This window comes from Streptomyces sp. NPDC053076 (genome assembly GCF_044546845.1).
Lineage (GTDB): Bacteria > Actinomycetota > Actinomycetes > Streptomycetales > Streptomycetaceae > Streptomyces.
Genome location: NZ_JBITZL010000003.1, coordinates 118,901 through 135,841 on the forward strand (window position 1 = coordinate 118,901; position 16,941 = coordinate 135,841).

Below are 16,941 nucleotides of genomic sequence, written 5' to 3' on the forward strand. Positions count from 1 at the left end.
ACCGTGCCGGATGACACACTGACGCCATGGACGAACGCGTAATCGGCAGGTCGGGTCAGTGGGCATCGGTCGTCGGTCTCGGCACATGGCAGCTGGGCGCCGACTGGGGCGACGTGGACGACAAGGAGGCCCTGTCCGTCCTGGAGGCGGCGGCCGAGGCCGGGGTCACCTTCTTCGACACGGCCGACGTGTACGGCGACGGACGCAGCGAGGAGAGCATCGCCTCGTTCCTGCGCGGCCGTCCGGACCTGCACGTGCTCGTGGCCACCAAGATGGGCCGCCGGGTCGAACAGATCCCCGAGAACTATGTCCTGGACAACTTCCGCGAATGGAACGACCGCTCACGCCGCAATCTCGGGGTCGACCGCATCGACCTGGTGCAGCTGCACTGCCCGCCCACGCCGGTCTACTCCTCGGACGCGGTGTTCGACGCCCTGGACACCCTGGTCGAGGAGGAGCGCGTCGCCGCGTACGGGGTGAGCGTGGAGACCTGCGACCAGGCGCTCACCGCGATCGCCCGGCCGAACGTGGCGAGCGTGCAGATCATCCTCAACCCGTTCCGGATGAAGCCCCTGTACGAGGTGCTGCCCGCCGCCCGCGAGGCCGGCGTCGGCGTCATCGCGCGCGTGCCGCTCGCCTCCGGGCTGCTGTCCGGCAAGTACACGAAGGACACGGTGTTCGCGGCCGACGACCACCGCACCTTCAACCGGCACGGCGAGGCGTTCGATCAGGGCGAGACCTTCTCCGGCGTCGACTACGGCACCGGCGTCGAGGCCGCCGCCGAGTTCGCCGCGCTCGCCCCGGAGGGGTACACCCCGGCCCAGCTGGCGCTGCGCTGGATCATCGAGCAGGACGGCGTGACCACGGTGATCCCCGGCGCCCGCAACGCGCAGCAGGCCCGCGCCAACGCCGCCGCGGCCAAGCTGCCACCGCTGCCGCGGGAGACCTTCACCGCGATCCGCGAACTCTACGACCGCCGCATCAAGGACCAGGTCGAGCAGCGCTGGTGAGCTGGACGCCGACCGTTTGAACGAACGGTGGGGCGGTTACACGCACCGCATGACGCAGGAGGAACAGCGCAGGGGGCGCGACGAGACCGAGGAAGAGCGGGCCGACCGGATGTGGGGCGAGCTCATCCAGGAGGTCCGGGTGGCCCAGACGGGTGTACAGATCTTGTTCGGCTTCCTGCTGACCGTGGTCTTCCAGCCGAAGTACGGGCGCCTGGCGACCCCGGACCAGGTGATCTACATCGTGACGGTCGTCCTGGGGGCCTGTGCGACCGGTGCCCTGATCGGCCCGGTGTCCCTGCACCGCCTGGTCTCCGGCCGCCGGGTCAAGCCGCAGGCGGTGCGGCTGGCCTCCCGGATGACGTTCGTCGGCCTGGTCCTGCTGCTGGCCACGATGACGTCGTCCCTGCTGCTGATCCTCCGGGTGGCCACGCACGACGGGTATGTCCCGTACCTGGTGGCGGCCGTCGTCGCCTGGTACCTCGCGTGCTGGTACGGCCTGCCCCTATGGGCCCGCCGCAAGCACACGGCCCGCTCGGGCGAGTAGGGCGCATACCCCGAGGCCCCGTGGCTGCCGTCGACCCGGCGGTCAGCCGGGGCACCTCACCGATCACGGTGCGCTGCCGTGCCGCCCGCCGGAGCGCGGAGCTGACGGTCGTGCACCCGGCTGAGCAGCAGCAGGGCCAGCACGGCACCGATCAGCGCGCAGAACATGTCCCATTGGGTGTCCCACACATCGCCCTGAGTGGCGAGGAACGCGTCCGCTCCGTGCCCGCCCACCTCGGCCGCCAGCCACTCCAGCAGCTCGAAGCAGGCGCTGAAGGCCACACAGGCGCACACGGTGAGCGGCGCCAGCCAGCGGCTGCCGCGCAACGGCGAGGTACGCACGAGCAGTTCGCGGACCAGCACCGCCGGGACGAAGCCCTGCATCAGGTGCCCGAAGCGGTCATACGGGTTGCGGTCCAGGCCGAGGGTGTCGCGCACCCAGTCGCCCGCCGGGACCTGGGCGTAGGTGTAGTGCCCGCCGACCGCGAGGACCAGCGCGTGCACGGTCAGCAGCCCGCACAGCAGCCCCGTCAGCGGAAAGCGCCGCCAGGCCAGTACCACCAGGGGCAGGCCCACCAGCGCCCACACGGTCTCCAGGAACCAGGTGGTACGGTCGCGCGCGCCCCACGCCGACACGGCCAGTCCCACGGCCACCACGCCGGCGAAGAGGGCGGGCGGCACGCGGCGCGGCGTCGGGAGCGGGGCGGAGTGCACTGCGGTCACGGCGGAGCTCCTTGCCTCGGGGGCGTCGTCGCCCCCCATCGTGGCGCCGGACCGGATCCGCGGACATGAGTACGGCTACTCAGCCCGCGGAGAGGATCTCCGCCAGCAACTCGTCCACCGGGACGTGCTCCTGCCCCGGCGGGACGATCTGGTGGGTCTCGCGCAGGAACGCCGAGATCGCGGGCGCCCAGGCGAACACCACCGCCCGGTGCCGGCTGCCGTCGGGCCGGGTGTCCCCGAGGAACTCCATGCGCAGTTCGTGCCAGAGGCCGGTGGCGGCCGGCCGCAGCCGTACGTCACCGACGCCGACCGGTCCGGTCAAACCGGCGGAGAGCATCTCCCGGTCCAGCCGCCAGCGGGCCAGCACATGCCCGTCGTGGGCGAAGACGGCGGTGACGGCGAACGGGTCGTCCGCGTCATAACCGAGATGGGCCAGCACCGGACACCGTCCGGTGCCGGGCGCGAGGAGCTGCACCACCAGGGTCTTGTGCACGAGCGAGTTCACGCGGGGGCCTCCGGGAACAATGGGCGTAGAGCCCTCTAGTACCCCGGCAGCGCCGGGAATGCTCACCGGTGAGACCGATTCCCGCAGGCGCCGCGCAGTGCGGTCGGACAGCCGCCTACGGCCCGCTGAAACTCCGCCAGGCGCTGGACCTTGTCGTCCTCGTGGAAGTCCTGCGCGCCGTCGAAGGCCAGCTCCTCGAACGACCTGGTCACCGGGCGGTGAAGGGGTCGGCGAGGAACGCGGCGCGCGCGGTCGGGCGCCTCGGTACAGCGAGCGCGTCAGGCGAACGCCTCCCGCAGCGCCGGCAGCAGGGTCTTCGCCGACCAGTCCAGGTAGTCCCGCTGGGAATCGCCGCCGATCTGCACGAGGGCGATCTCCCCGAACCCGGCCTCCGCGTAGGGCCGCACGGCCTCCACGAAGTCGTCGGGGTCGTCTCCGCACGGGATGGAGGCGGCGACGTCGTCCTCGGTCACGAACTGGGTCGCGGCCTCGAAGGAGTCGGGGTGCGGCAGCTCGGCGTTCACCTTCCAGCCCAGGCCGAACCAGCGGAACTGGGAGTGGGCGCGCTTGACGGCCGTGTCCCGGTCGGGGTCGTAGCACACCGGCAGCTGGCCGACCCGGGGCTTGCCGCTGCCGCCGTGCCGGTCGAACGCCTCCAGCAGGCCCGCCTTCGGCTCCGTCGCGATCACCAGGTCGGCGAGGTGCCCGGCGAGCTTGCAGGACTGCTCGCCGGAGACGGCGATGCCGATCGGCGGCGCCGTCTCCGGCAGGTCCCACAGGCGGGCCGACTCCACGTCGTAGTGCTGTCCGTGGTGGGTGACATGGCCGCCCTCGAACAGCGCCCGGATGATCCCCACGGCCTCTTCGAGCATGTCGTGACGGACGTCAGCCGGGGGCCAGCCGCCGCCCACGACATGCTCGTTCAGGTTCTCGCCCGCGCCGAGCCCGAGGCGGAACCTGCCCTCCGACAGCAACTGCACGGTCGCCGCCTTCTGCGCCACGATCGCCGGGTGGTAGCGCAGGATGGGGCAGGTGACGTAGGTCATCAGGGGGATCCGCGAGGTGGCCTGGGCGGCTGCGCCCAGCACGCTCCACGCGTAGGAGGAGTGTCCCTGGGCGCGCAGCCACGGGAAGTAGTGGTCCGAGATCACCGAGAAGTCGAAGCCCGCCTCCTCGGCTCCCACCACGTGCTCCACCAGATCCCGGGGGCCGGCCTGCTCGGTCATCATCGTGTATCCGATTTGCACCATGCTGAGCGAGTCCCCGGCTGGGCGGAGGAAAAACGGCCTACCGGCCGGGTCGGTCCTCCGGTGCCCGGAACGTCCGCAGGAACGTCTTCAGCGCCAGCCGGTTGGCGGCGTCGTCCCAGGCCGCGTCGGGGGTGGTGAAGCGCAGGGAGAAGCCCCGCCGGCCACCGAGCAGAAAGCCGCGCCCGAAGGTGTGCACCCGGGCCTCCCCGGATCCCGCCAGCCACTCCAGGTCGGCGGCCTCACGGCCCTGGTAGGTGGTGGCCCGGACCGGGCCGACCCGGCGGTAGCCCGGCAGCTCGGCGAGCCCGGGCTCGACGTCGTCCCGCCACACGGCGACGGGGTCGGGGCCGACACGCTCGCTGTAGGTGACGGCGAGCGTGGGCGCGTCGCCGCCCCGGCCGAGGGTGACGCGGTAGGCGAGACCGGTCACCCGGGACGTGGCCAGCCGCTTCCAGCCGTCGGGCAGCGCGACCGAGAAACCCTCGGGGGCGCTGTACCGGTGGTATCCGGCCGGCAGGGCGGCGGAGGCCGAGGCGGTCGGTGTCGGGGTCGGCGCGGTGTCACCGCCGGTGTGCCGGTCGGTGGGGGCGGCCGGGACCGCGGCCCGGGGCGGGGAGGACGCGGAATCCGTGCCGGGCAGCGCGCCGGTCGCGGCCAGCACCGCGGCGGCCAGGGTGAGCGCGGCCAGCGCGGTGCCCACGGCCAGGACCGGTCCGCTCGGCACCGGCCCGGCACGGCGCACGCCCGTGCGGGCACCGCGCGGCTGGGGCTCGGGCGCCGGCGGTGAGTGCGTGCCGGTGTCCTCGCTCAGCGCCCGGGTCAGCGCCTCGCGGACCACCGGCCGGGTCAGCCGCTCCTGCGCGTTCTTGCGCAGCAGCCCCTGCACGCCCCGGGTGAGCGGGCCCGCACGCAGCGGGGTGCGCAGCGGGAGCCGGTCCACCGCCCTCAGCGTGGCCTCGGGCCGGCCGCGGTCCCGGAACGGCGGCCGGCCCTCGACCATCGTGTAGAGCAGCGCGCCCAGCGCCCACAGGTCGGCCGCGGGGCCGATGCGCTCGTCACGTGCCTGCTCCGGGGAGGCGTACGACGGTGCGGTGAGCCGCGGCACGAGTGTCGCGCCCGCCAGTCCGAAGCCGCTGACGACGACCGGGCCGTCGTCCCGCACGAAGACCTGCCCGGGGCTCAGCTCGCCGTGCGTGACACCTTCGTCGTGCGCGGCCTCCAGCACCTCCAGCAGTTCGAGGCCGACTCGGGCCGCCCGCACCGGGGCGAACGGCCCCTCCCGGTCGAGCAGTTCGCCGAGGGGCCGGCCGTCGATCCACTCGGTCACCGTCCACAGGACGCCCGCCTCCACCACCGCGTCGACGACCGTGGCGACCCGGCCCGGGCGCAGCAGCCGCATGGTCTCGGACGTGCGGACGACCCGGGCCGTGACGCGACGCGCGGTGTCCTCGTCGGCGGGCTCCGGCAGGGCGGTCTGCGCCACCAGACGGGGCTGCCGCGCGGCTACGTCCTCGGCGTACCACCACAGGCGGTTCGTCTCGCGGGAGAAGACCTCCAGGAGCCGGTACCGCCCGGCGACCAACTCGTGTGCGAAGACGTGCGCCTTGACCATGGTCATCCCTCGCTGAAACCCCTGCCGGACTTTCCCAGAGGTACGCGTCGCCCGCGGGGGTGCGTTCAAAGAATCCTTGATTCAGGCCCTTTCCTGCCTTTTATTCAAACGTTCGAAGGGGCTTGCGATTTCGGGATGTCCTCCCTGGCTCACAGGAGCCCGAAGCGGTCGGCCCAGCCGGTGAGTTCGCGGGGCGTCGTGTTGCCCCCGCACACCACCAGCCCGATCCGCGCGCCCGCGCCGGCCCGTGCCGCCACCCGCCGGGCAGCCGGCAGCAGACAGCCCGCGGCCGGCTCGGCCCACACCTTGGCGTGGTCGGCGAGTTCCAGACAGCCCCGCACCGCGTCCCGGTCCGGCACCACCAGGACCTCTTCGACCAGCGCGGACACATGGTCGTACGTCAGCTGCGACACCGAGGGCGCGCTCAACGTGGTGACCAGGGAGGACAGCGGCACCGGGACCGGGCCGCCGGCCTTCAGCGCGCCGGACATCGCCTCCGCGCCCTCGGTCTCCACGCCCCACACGCGCACCCCGGGACGCCGGGCGCGCAGGGCAGCCGCGACGCCGGCGATCAGGCCCCCGCCGCCGACGCTGACGACGACGTCCGTCAGCTCCCCGGCGTCCTCGGCCAACTCCAGCCCCACGGTGCCCTGTCCGGCGACCACGGCCGGATCGTCGAAGGGGTGGACCAGGGTCAGGCCCTCGTCCCGCAGCCGGGTCACCAGCTGGAAGGCGCTGTCCATGCCGTCGGTCAGCCGCAGCGTCGCCCCGGCGTCCTCGGCCAGCGCGATGGAGCGCGCGGGCGCGGTGCGCGGCATGACGACGGTGGCCTTCACATCGAGGGCCGCCGCCATCACCGCGAGGGCGATGCCGTGGTTGCCGCCGCTGACCGCGACCACCCCCGCCGCCCGCTCGGCCTCGCTCAGCGACAGCAGCTTCGCCGTGGCCCCACGGGCCTTGAACGAGCCCGTGCGCTGGAGCAGTTCGAGTTTGGCGGTGACCGGGACGCCGAGCAGGGCGCCGAGGCCGGGGCTCGGCACCGTCGGCGTCCGTACCACGTGCCCGGCGATCCGCTGTGCGGCGGCTTCGATGTCCGAGATGTCGATCAAGGTGCTGCACCCTTCCGGCGCGGGTCGGGAGCCGCGCCGTTCGCACCTTCGCCCGCGGGGAGGCCGGCGGTCAACGGTGTTCCGGATCATGGAACTCGGCTACAGCGCGCGCTCCCCCAGGTGGTCCAGCAACCGGGTCAGATCCTCGGCGGGCCCCGGGGCCAGCGGTGCGCCGGCGAGCAGCCGCCGCGCGGCGGCCGTCTGGGCGCGGGCCTCGGTCAGCGCCGCCGCACGGCCACCCACCGCCTCGATCAGCGCGGCGGCCTCCTGCGCGTGTTCGGCGGAGCCGAGCAGCGAGGGCAGCCGCCGGGCCGCCGGGGAACCGAGCGCGGCCAGCACCGGGAACGTCTTCTTGCCCTCCCGCAGATCGCCGCCCACGGGCTTGCCGGTGACGGCCGGGTCGCCCCAGATGCCGAGCACGTCGTCGACGAGCTGGAAGGCGACCCCGAGGTGCCGGCCGGCCCGGTCCAGCGCGCCGACCGTGTCCCGGGACGCCCCGCCGAGCGCGGCACCCAGCGCGAGGGCACAGCCCAGCAGCGCGCCTGTCTTGCCTTCGGCCATCGCCCGGTACTCCCGTGGTGTCACCCGGTCCGGCCCGGTACCGGGCCGGGTGGTGAACAGCAGGTCGTCGGCCTGACCGCGCACCAGATCCGCGAGGGCCGAGGAGAGCAGCCGTACCGCGCCGGGGCCTTCCGGCGCGGCGGCGAGTGTGTCCACCGCCAGCGCGAACAGGGCGTCCCCGGCCAGTACGGCCGGCCCCGTGCCGTACGCCTGCCAGACGGCGGGGCGGCGGCGCCGGGTCGCGTCGCCGTCCATGATGTCGTCGTGCAGCAGCGAGAAGGCGTGCACCAGCTCCACCGCGACCGCCGCCGGGACACCGGCACGCCCGTCGGCACCGGCGGCCTCGGCGCCGAGCACGGCCAGTGCCTGCCGCACGCCCTTGCCGCCCGGCGCGGCGGCGGGCGCCCCGCCGACCTCGCACCAGCCGAAGGAGTACGCGGCCATCTCGGCCACCCAGGGGTGCAGCCGCTCCACCGCCTCGCGCAGCCGAGGCCGCACCAGTTCCCGGCACCGGGCGAGGATCCGGGGAGCGGACTCCCGCACCGGTGAGGTGAGCGCCGTCACCGTACGACCTCCGCGTCGAGGCCGAACTCCCGCTGTGCCCGGGCCACCATCTCCCGTGCGTGCCGCAGCCCGCTGCGTTCCAGCGTCCGGGCCAGGTCGGCGAGTTCCGCCGCGGTCTCGGCACGGTCGCGGCCGAGCCGGGCGAGGGACTTGGCCAGCCCAAGCCGGGAGAGCGCTTCGCCGCGCGGTTCGCTCATCGTCCGGAACTCCGTCAGCGCCAGCTCGTACCGGTCGCGGGCCTCGGCGTGACGGCCGGCCCGGTACAGGACGTTGCCCTGCATCTTGTGGTTGTAGGCGAGCGCGCTGGAAAGGTTCATGTCCCGGCAGGTCGCCTCCGCCTCGGCCAGCAGCTCCAGCGCCCGTTCCGTGGCGCCGTCGCGCACCGACAGGACGTCCGCGAGTCCGCGCAGCGCCCAGGCGTGCCCGCGCCGGTCGTCGGCCCGGCCGGCTATCTGCGCCGCCTCCTCGAACAGGGCGTACGCCCTGTCGTGATCGCCGGTGTTGCGGTGCATCTGGGCGATGCCCTCCAGCGCCCACACCGTGTGCCGGGCCTCGCCCCTTTTGCGCGCCTCGGCCAGCAGTTGCTCGTGCAGCCGGCCGACCGCCGCGTAGTCGCCCTGGATCCGGCCGGTCTCCGCGAGCCCGGCCAGCGAGTAGCCGCGCACGACGACGTCCCCGCCCCGCTCGCCGAGTTCGGCCGCGAGCTTCAGCAGCCGCCAGGCCAGCGGGAACGCCCCGCGTTGCCGGGCCAGCGTGCCGCCGCTCCACAGCGCCCAGGCCATCGCGGCGGTGTCGCCGGCCTCCCGGGCGGCGCGGTAACTCGCCTTCCAGGCCCGGTCGGCCTCCTCCACGTGGCCGAGTCGCCGGTGCGCCTCGGCGACGGCGAGCCCGCAGCGCGCCGCCTCGCCGGGCCGCCCGGCGCGTTCGGCCTCGCGCAGCCGCTCGGTGCCCTCGGCCAGTACGTCGACCAGCGAGGAGTTCACGGACAGGGTGGTGAGGGCGCCCTGGTACTCCGGGGCGAAAGCCTTGCCGTACATGCGTACCCTTCTATACACGGAGTGTATACATGTCGTGTATAGCGTCTCGAAAAGATGCCCCGGCCCTGTGGGGCCGGGGCCCGGTCTGTTGTGGATCAAGACGCCGGTACGGCGGCGGGGGTTGCCCGCGGGGAACGGATCAGATGTGAAGGTTCAGTGCTGCTGGGCCTTCTGGGGTGTCACTTCGCTCGGCCGCACCACGACGAACCCCTCGCCCTGGAGCACCAGTTGCACGGCCTCGCCGGAGCCGCCGCGCAGCATCGAGCCGATGGACTGCGAACGGTGCAGCGAGGTCTGCAGCTGCGCGGTCCAGCCCACCACCGCGTCCGTGTCGACGTACACCGGTGACTGCGTGGACACCGGGATGACCAGCGGGTTGCCCTCGCAGACCAGGCCGAGCCGGCCCTGCCCGCTGAACACGCTGTTGAACAGGCCGCCACCGGCGATGCCCGACCCCTTCACCGTCTTGATCTCGTACGCCAGCGAGGCGTCGAAACACAGGACGTTGCGGCCGTTGACGGTGAACTGGTCCCCGGGCTCGACCTCGACGATGAAACAGTTCTGCGCCTCGTGCGCGAACCATGCCTCGCCCCGCCCGCGCACCGCCATGAGGGGCAGTCCCTCACCCGTGACCGCACGCTTGAGCATGCCGCCGACACCCTGCCCCTTGCGCTCGAACTTCAGGTCGCCGCGGTAGGCGACCATGGCGCCCTGCCGGGCGTACATCTCGCCCTCGACCGCGTACCGGATGCACTTGGCGTTCTCGACGGACATGCCCGGCTGTACGGCCGGCTGCACGACGTGCTGACTGGAAAAGAGGTCACCCTTCATGCCGGGCATGGTGTCCCGGACGATGGCATTCCGCCAAGATCACGCAACGTATCGATTCAGCCACCGAACAGCCGCGCCCGGCAGCCCCTATTCACGCCCCGCCTTCGGCTCGGCCATCTGCTCAGCCTTCTGCTCCGTCTTCGGCTTCCCGCAGAACGCCGACTCCAGGGCCCCCGCCAACGTGCCCAGCACCTTCCCGTTGTTCGACGTGTTGGCCACAGCCGTGAGACTGCGCCCCCCGTCCTTCGTGGTGAACGCGTACGAGTAGTACCCCTGCACCGCCCCCGTGTGCCCGTACACCGACACCCCGCAGGACAGGTCGCGCCGGCGCAGCCCGAGCCCGTACGCCGTCGTGCCGTCGACCTTCGTGAACCGCTCCATCTCCGCGAGCCGCGCGGCCGGCAGCAGCTTCCCTCCGAGCAGTGCGCCGTAGAAGACGTCCAGATCCCGCGCGCTGGAGATGACGGCCCCCGCGCTCTGCGCCCAGGACACGGTCTGCGTGGTCGCGTCGACCAGGGGGGCGCCCGCCTTGTCCGGGGTCAGGTACCCGCGGGCGTACCGGCCCGGGATCGCGGTGTCCGGATGGACGTAGAACGTGTCGGCCAGCCCCAGCGGCTCGATGACGCGCTTCTGGTACGCGCTCCCCACGGGCTGCCCGGTGAGCTTCTCGATGAGCAGGCCGGCGACGACGAAGTTGGTGTTGGAGTACGAGTAGGCGGCGCCGGGGGCGTTGGTGCGGGGCCTCTGCAGGGAGAGGGCGACCAGCTGCCGGTAGGTGAAGACCTTCGTCCGGACCGCCTCGAAGCCGGAGACGCTGTCGGCGAACATGTCGTTCGTGTAGTCGTACAGGCCGCTGCGGTGACTCAGCACATGACGGACCGTGATCCGGTCGTCCGGCAGCAGGTTCGGCAGATAGCGGTTGACCGGCGCGTCGAGCGCGAGCCGGTGCTCGTCGACGAGTTGGAGGAGCACGACGGCCGAGAAGGTCTTGGTGATGCTGCCGACCCGGAACCGGTCGTCCGTCGAGATGGCCCGCCGGCTGCCGCGGTCGGCGACGCCGTGTGTGACCCGGTACGTCCGGCCGTGGTCGTCGATCCGGGCCAGTGCGCCGGGTGCGCCCTGGGCCACCACCGACCGCAGCACCGCGGCCAGGCCCGCGGTGTCGGGTGCCGGGAGCGCCGCCGGGCTGTCCGGCTCCCATGTCGCGGCCCGCGCCGGGACCGCGAGGAGCGACAGCGCGACCGCTCCGAGGACCGCTCCCCGTCCCACCGTTGTCGAGACCATCCTCTGTCACTCCTGTCGGCTCGGGTTTTCTGATGCGATGTCGGTCACATTCCGCCCAGGGAACCTAGGGGATGAAGACGACGTCTCCACAGCCGACACACAGTCGGCTGTCCCGCGATCACTCTGTGGCCCCCCATTCGTAAAGGATTGTCATAGAAGTTCGCGAAATGGATCATTCCGTCTTTACGTGCCCATGACTGATCCGCAAGGGTTGTCCCTCGGGGCCAGAACAGCCCCCATGGCGCCCAAGTGCGCCATGCCTCAAGGCGGTTGGTGACCCCGATCGCCTGTGAACGAAGGAACCCTGATCAGATTGCGTAGACCGCACATACGCACCGTGGCAGTCGCCGTCGCGGTGACCACGGCTGCCACGGGCCTGGCCGGTACGGCCTTCGCGGGCCCCTCCACGGGGGTGGAGCGGTCCGCCGCCTCCGCCGCCCCGAACGCCACGGTGGTGGTGGAGGCGGCGCGCACCGCGGCCTTCGCGCACGCCTCGGCGTCCGGCGTCTCGAAGGGCGATGCACTGCACGCCCAGGACGTCATGATCGACCCCGAGGGCGCCCGCCACGTCCGCTTCGTCCGCACCCACAACGACCTGCCGGTGCTCGGTGGCGACCTCATCGTCCACCTGGACCGGGGACTGGCCTACACGGGCGTGACCCGTGCGGCCGACCACGCCGTCAAGCCGGCCGCCGAGGCCAAGCTGACCGCGGACCAGGCCGCCGCCAAGGCCGCCCAGGCCGCCAAGGGCGACGCGGGCGGTGCCCAGCTCGTGGTGGACGCCCGTGGTGAGACCTCCGCCCTCGCCTACCAGGTGACCGTCACCGACAAGGACAGCTCCCGCACGGTCGTCGTCGACGCGGTCACCGGCAAGGTGCGCAGCAACACGCCCGACCGGGACGAGTTCCTCTCGCCCAAGCTGCTCGACACCCTGCGCGAGCGCGGCGAGACCCTCGACCCGGCCACCGGCACCGCTTCCGGCTCTGCAGTGCCGGGCCTGGTCGGCTCGGGTGCCTCCGGTGTCACCCACTACCCGACGTCCGCCAAGGGCACCGGCAAGACCCTCTTCGTCGGCAACGTCGGCCTCACCACCACGGCGACCTCGCGCGGCCACTACCAGCTCAAGGACCCGAGCCGGTACGGCACCGAGACGCGGGACGCCAAGGGTTCGTACACGGAGAAGTTCGGCGCCGGCTCGAAGTTCACCAACACGACCAACGTGTGGGGCAACGGCAAGACCACCAGCCGGGTCAGCGCCGCGGCCGACGCCCAGTACGGCGTGACCAAGACGCTGGACTTCTACAAGAACACCTTCAAGCGCAAGGGCATCGCGGGCAACAGCAAGGCCGCCCAGGCGATGGTCCACTGGGGCAAGAAGGTCGCCAACGCCTTCTGGGACCCCACCTGCAACTGCATGCTGTACGGCGACGGCGACGGCGAGATGTTCAAGAAGCCGCTCGTCGTCCTCGACGTCACCGGTCACGAGCTGACCCACGGCGTGGTGGAGGCGACCGCCAACCTGCAGCCCACCATCGTCGACTCCGAGGGCAACCAGTACGGCGAGCCGGGCTCGCTCAACGAGTCGCTCGCGGACATCTTCGGCTCGAACGTCGAGTTCTACGCCAAGAACACGAAGGACACGCCGGACTACCTGGTCGGCGAGAAGCTGGGCCTCGCGCAGAAGTTCCTGCGCCGCCTGGACCACCCGTCCCTCGACAAGCTCGAGGGCACGATCGACTACTGGTCGCCGGACACCTACTTCACCGAGGTGCACGCCGGTTCCGGTGTCTCCTCGCACGCCTACTACCTCCTCGCGGAGGGCAGCGGCAAGAAGAAGATCGGCAGCGTCACCTACAACTCGCCGACCTACCACGGCGTCACGGTCAAGGGCATCGGCCGCTCCAAGGCGACTGCCATCTACTACCGTGCGCTCACCCGCTACATGGTCTCCACGACCGACTTCCACCAGGCGCGTCTCGCGACCCTGAAGGCGGCCAAGGACCTGTACGGCGCGAACAGCACCGAGTACAAGACGGTCGACAAGTCGTGGGCCGCGGTCAACGTGACCGCCGCCAACACGCCGCGCGCCCACCACTGACGGACAGCGCGCACCAGCACGACCGGATGCCCCGCCTCGCGCGGGGCATCCGCATGTCCGGGTCCGGGCAGGGCTCTTGCGGCCGGCCGCGGGTCCCGACCGCTCCCGTAACATCCGCCGCTTTATTTATTGACAGCGGAAAATAAGGGTCCTAGTTTCCCGGCCATGCGGTCACCCTCACCTTCCGTCCCGCCCGTGCGCGGGCTCACAGCCGCCGTCGCCCTGGCCCTCATCGCGGGCCTCGCCACGGCCGTCCCGGCCACCGCGCAGGCCGACACCACGCCGGTCACGGCCGCCAAGCCCTTCATGGGCTGGTCCAGTTGGAGCATGCAGTCCTCCCGGTACCCCGGCCTCAACCCGGACGGTGACTACAGCTACCTCACCGAGGCCAACGTCCTGCGGCAGGTCGACGCCCTGGCCACCAGGCTGAAGCGCTACGGCTACGAGTACGTCAACATCGACTCCGGCTGGTGGCGGGACAAGAGCTGGAAGCCCGGCTACGACGCCTACGGACGCCAGCAGGCCGACCCGGTCCGCTTCCCGCACGGCATGCGGGCGGTCGCCGACCACATCCACGGACTCGGCCTCAAGGCCGGCATCTATCTGCCGGTCGGCCTGGAGAAGGAGGCGTACGGCGACGGCAAGGTGCCGATCCGCAACGCCGACGGCTGCACCACCGCCGACATCGTCCATGGCGACCTGCGCACCACCAACGGCTGGGACAGCGCCTACAAACTCGACTTCTCCAGACCCTGCACCCAGAAGTACGTCGACTCCCAGGCCCAGTCGCTCGCGGACTGGGGCTATGACTTCCTCAAACTCGACGGCGTGGGGCCCGGTTCCTTCAAGAGCGGCGACAACTACGACAACGTCGCCGACGTCGCCGCCTGGCAGAAGGCGATCGCCGCCACCGGCCGGCCGATCCACCTGGAACTGTCCTGGTCCCTGGACATCGGCCACGCCGCCGACTGGCGGAAGCACTCCCACGGCTGGCGCGTCGACACCGATGTCGAGTGCTACTGCAACACCCTCGTCAGCTGGGAGAACTCCGTCGACGACCGCTTCACCGACACCCCTGGCTGGACGAAGCACGCCGGTCCCGGCGGCTGGAACGACCTGGACTCCCTCGACGTCGGCAACGGCGCCATGGACGGTCTGACCAAGGCCGAACGGCAGACCTACGCCACCCTGTGGGCCATCGCCAAGTCCCCTCTCTACACCGGCGACGACCTCACCCGGCTCGACGACTACGGCGTCAAGCTGCTCACCAACCGCGAGGTCATCGCCGTCGACCAGGGCGACACCCCGCCCGCCCGGCCGGTCACCCCCTCCGACCCCCAGCAGGTGTGGGCCGCGAAGAACCCGGACGGCACGTACACGGTCGCCCTGTTCAACCTCGCGGACGCCCCCGCCGCCGTCACCGCCGACTTCTCCTCCCTCGGCTTCACCGGCCGGGCGACCGTCCGCGACCTGTGGAACCACGAGAACCTCGGCTCCCGCAAGGACAAGATCACCGAGGCCCTGCCCGCCCACGGCTCCCGCCTGTTCACCGTCACCCCGCACGGCGGCGCGCTCACCACCAGCGCGCACGAGGCCGAGGACGGCACCAACACCCTCGGCGGCCGGGCCTCCGTCGCCGACTGCCCGGCCTGCTCCGGCGGCAAGAAGGTCGGTGACCTCTACGGCGGCGGCACGCTCCGCTTCAACGACATCGTCGTGGCCCGGTCAGGCACCTATCTGATCAAGGTGGCCTACGTCAGCGGCGACGCCCGGCCGGTGACCGTCACCGCCGGCTCCGGCGTCGGCACCCGCCACACGTTCCCCTCCACCGGTGACTGGGGGACCGCCGAGACGGTCAGCGTCCCCGTCACCCTCAGGGCCGGCCGCAACACCGTCACCTTCGACAGCGGTGCGGACTATGCCCCGGACATCGACCGTATCGACGTCCCCTCGTCCCCCCGTCAGTGATCGGACCCCGCCATGGAACACCCGCCCGGCAGACACGGCGAGAAGGCCGGCCCCCCGGCGCACCCAACCCCCCACTGTCACCGCCCGTCACCGGCCGCGGTGGCGGCCCCCCGCCGACGAGCACTCGCTCGTCCCCCGACCGAGGTGCGGACACGCGCCGCAGGCCGCACCATGACCACCGTGGGACACGCAGGTACGTTCCGGGCGGTCCGCGGACGCCCCGGCCGGACCGCCACGCGCCGGGAGTTCGCCCGGTGACCGGCCGGTTCGGGCGCTGCTGCCGTATCGCCGCCGTCCTGCTCACCGCCCTCACCTGCCAGTTCGCGCCGCCCGCCCGGGCCGCCACCCCGCCCGCACGTACCGCCCGGGCCTCCGACGTGGTCACCCGGTCGGCGAGCGCCGGCCAGGCTGCCACCCCGCCCGCGCGCACCGCCCGGGCCTCCGACGTGGTCACCCGGTCGGCGAGCGCCGCACAGGCTGCCACCCCGCCCGCGCGCACCGCCCGGGCCTCCGACGTGGTCACCTGGGCGGCGAGCGCCGATCGCATGGGCGAGGGCACGGCCGGCCAGGGCTACCGGCTGATCGTCCACACCAGCATCGGCGGCACCGGCCTGCGCGTCCGCTTCACCAACGCCTTCGGTGACCGGCCGCTGACCCTGGACGGCGTGTACGCCGGCCTGCGCGACCGGGGTGCCGCCCTGCGGCCGGGCAGCAACCGGCCGCTCACCTTCGGCGGCACCCGCACGGTCACCGTCCCGGCCGGAGCCGTCGCCTGGAGCGATCCGCTGCCCGGCCGGCTCCCGGCCGGCTCCGACCTCGTCGTCAGCCTGCGCACCCCCGATGCGGCCGGACCGGCCACCGGTCACTGGATGGCGATGCAGACCTCCTACACCGGCCAGGGCGCGCACACCGCCGAGGAGAGCGGCGCCGACTGGACGCGGACCACCACCTCCTGGTGGTACATCGACTCCGTCGCCGTACGGGCCTCCGGCGCGGCCGGCGGCGCCGTCGCCGCGCTCGGTGACTCCGTCACCGACGGCTGGCAGTCCACCACCGACCTGAACCGCCGCTGGCCCGACTACCTCGCCCGGCGCCTGAACGCGGCGGGCACGGCCGTCCAGGGCGTGGCCAACGCGGGCATCTCGGGCAACAAGCTGCTCGCGGACGGCGCCGGCCAGGCCGCGCTGCACCGGCTCGACCGGGACGTCCTCACCCAGCCCGGAGTGCGGACCGTCTTCCTCTTCGAGGGCGTCAACGACCTCAAGGCGCACACCGGTGTCACCGCGGCCGACCTCGTCGCCGGCTACCGGGAGATCGCCCGGCGGGCGCACGCGACGGGCAGGTGCGCGGTCGCCGCCACCATCGGCCCGTTCAAGGGCTGGCCCGAATGGGACCCGGCCGCCGAAGCCGTACGACAGGAGGTGAACCGGTACCTGCGCGGCAGCGGGGACTTCGACGCCGTCACCGACTTCGACCGCGTCCTGCGCAGCCCGTACGACCCCGAGCGCCTCCTGCCGTTCTTCGACGGCGGCGACCATCTGCATCCCAACGACAAGGGCATGCAGGCCCTCGCCGACGCCGTCGACCCAGCCGGTCTCACCTGCGCCCGCTGAACCACCACCACCCGGTGCCGGCCGACCGCCCCTGCGCGGGGCCGTCACCTGGTTTGGCCGGCTCCGGTGCGTCGCCTGGGTCCGGCTGTCCCTGCACAGGGCTGTCAGCCGGGTCCGGCCGGCTCCGGTGCGGCACCTGGGTCCGGCCGTCCCTGCGCGGGCCCGTCACCTGGGTCCGGTCGGCTCCGGTGCGGCAGGTGGGTCCGGCCGGCTCCGGTGCGTCGCTTGGGTCC

15 protein-coding genes are annotated in these 16,941 nt (G+C 72.5%); 5 read left to right on the top strand and 10 right to left on the bottom strand.

What is annotated here, in order from left to right; translation table 11 throughout:
• The first annotated feature begins 26 nt into the window (after nt 1-26).
• Both ACIGYR_RS14090 and ACIGYR_RS14095 read left to right on the top strand, forming a co-directional pair.
• On the top strand, nt 27-1,010 hold the full coding sequence (locus ACIGYR_RS14090) for an aldo/keto reductase (RefSeq protein ID WP_399598873.1): 984 nt from the start codon (nt 27-29) through the stop codon (nt 1,008-1,010).
• Between the two features lie 49 nt (nt 1,011-1,059).
• Nucleotides 1,060-1,554, top strand: a complete 495-nt coding sequence (locus ACIGYR_RS14095) for a DUF6328 family protein (protein WP_391847861.1) — start codon at nt 1,060-1,062, stop codon at nt 1,552-1,554.
• A gap of 56 nt (nt 1,555-1,610) precedes the next feature.
• On the opposite strand, the gene ACIGYR_RS14100 is transcribed toward ACIGYR_RS14095, so the two are convergent.
• The 10 genes from ACIGYR_RS14100 to ACIGYR_RS14145 form a co-directional block, all read right to left on the bottom strand.
• Nucleotides 1,611-2,315 carry a DUF2238 domain-containing protein gene (locus ACIGYR_RS14100; protein ID WP_399598878.1) on the bottom strand — a complete coding sequence of 235 codons (705 nt, stop codon included), beginning with the start codon at nt 2,313-2,315 and terminating at the stop codon, nt 1,611-1,613.
• Nucleotides 2,316-2,355: 40 nt separating this feature from the next.
• Nucleotides 2,356-2,781 (bottom strand): SsgA family sporulation/cell division regulator, encoded by a 426-nt coding sequence (locus ACIGYR_RS14105; RefSeq protein WP_399598881.1) that lies wholly within the window; start codon nt 2,779-2,781, stop codon nt 2,356-2,358.
• 62 nt (nt 2,782-2,843) lie between these two features.
• On the bottom strand, nt 2,844-2,993 hold the full coding sequence (locus tag ACIGYR_RS14110; RefSeq protein WP_399598884.1) for a hypothetical protein: 150 nt from the start codon (nt 2,991-2,993) through the stop codon (nt 2,844-2,846).
• Between the two features lie 66 nt (nt 2,994-3,059).
• Nucleotides 3,060-4,031 carry an LLM class F420-dependent oxidoreductase gene (locus tag ACIGYR_RS14115; protein WP_399598887.1) on the bottom strand — a complete coding sequence of 324 codons (972 nt, stop codon included), beginning with the start codon at nt 4,029-4,031 and terminating at the stop codon, nt 3,060-3,062.
• Between the two features lie 37 nt (nt 4,032-4,068).
• Nucleotides 4,069-5,649 carry a protein kinase gene (locus tag ACIGYR_RS14120; RefSeq protein ID WP_399598889.1) on the bottom strand — a complete coding sequence of 527 codons (1,581 nt, stop codon included), beginning with the start codon at nt 5,647-5,649 and terminating at the stop codon, nt 4,069-4,071.
• A 143-nt stretch (nt 5,650-5,792) separates the two neighbouring features.
• Nucleotides 5,793-6,752, bottom strand: coding sequence for a threonine/serine dehydratase (locus ACIGYR_RS14125; protein WP_399598892.1), 960 nt, complete (start codon nt 6,750-6,752; stop codon nt 5,793-5,795).
• 99 nt (nt 6,753-6,851) lie between these two features.
• Nucleotides 6,852-7,877, bottom strand: coding sequence for a polyprenyl synthetase family protein (locus tag ACIGYR_RS14130; protein ID WP_399598894.1), 1,026 nt, complete (start codon nt 7,875-7,877; stop codon nt 6,852-6,854).
• The gene (locus tag ACIGYR_RS14135; RefSeq protein ID WP_399598896.1) at nt 7,874-8,914 is read right to left on the bottom strand and encodes a tetratricopeptide repeat protein; all 1,041 of its coding nucleotides are present in this window, start codon (nt 8,912-8,914) and stop codon (nt 7,874-7,876) included. The genes ACIGYR_RS14130 and ACIGYR_RS14135 overlap by 4 nt, the downstream gene beginning before the upstream one ends.
• 153 nt (nt 8,915-9,067) lie before the next feature.
• Nucleotides 9,068-9,745, bottom strand: coding sequence for an AIM24 family protein (locus ACIGYR_RS14140; protein ID WP_399598899.1), 678 nt, complete (start codon nt 9,743-9,745; stop codon nt 9,068-9,070).
• Between the two features lie 87 nt (nt 9,746-9,832).
• Nucleotides 9,833-11,029, bottom strand: coding sequence for a serine hydrolase domain-containing protein (locus tag ACIGYR_RS14145; protein WP_399598902.1), 1,197 nt, complete (start codon nt 11,027-11,029; stop codon nt 9,833-9,835).
• Nucleotides 11,030-11,366: 337 nt separating this feature from the next.
• Here ACIGYR_RS14145 and ACIGYR_RS14150 point away from each other — a divergent pair, with 337 nt between their 5' ends.
• The 3 genes from ACIGYR_RS14150 to ACIGYR_RS14160 all read left to right on the top strand — a co-directional run bounded on the left by ACIGYR_RS14150 (nt 11,367) and on the right by ACIGYR_RS14160 (nt 16,708).
• On the top strand, nt 11,367-13,127 hold the full coding sequence (locus ACIGYR_RS14150; RefSeq protein WP_399598905.1) for a M4 family metallopeptidase: 1,761 nt from the start codon (nt 11,367-11,369) through the stop codon (nt 13,125-13,127).
• A 165-nt stretch (nt 13,128-13,292) separates the two neighbouring features.
• Nucleotides 13,293-15,095 (top strand): alpha-galactosidase D, encoded by a 1,803-nt coding sequence (locus ACIGYR_RS14155; RefSeq protein ID WP_399598907.1) that lies wholly within the window; start codon nt 13,293-13,295, stop codon nt 15,093-15,095.
• A gap of 446 nt (nt 15,096-15,541) precedes the next feature.
• Entirely contained in the window at nt 15,542-16,708 is a 1,167-nt protein-coding gene (locus ACIGYR_RS14160; RefSeq protein WP_399600195.1) for an SGNH/GDSL hydrolase family protein, read from the top strand.
• Nucleotides 16,709-16,941: the final 233 nt, after the last annotated feature.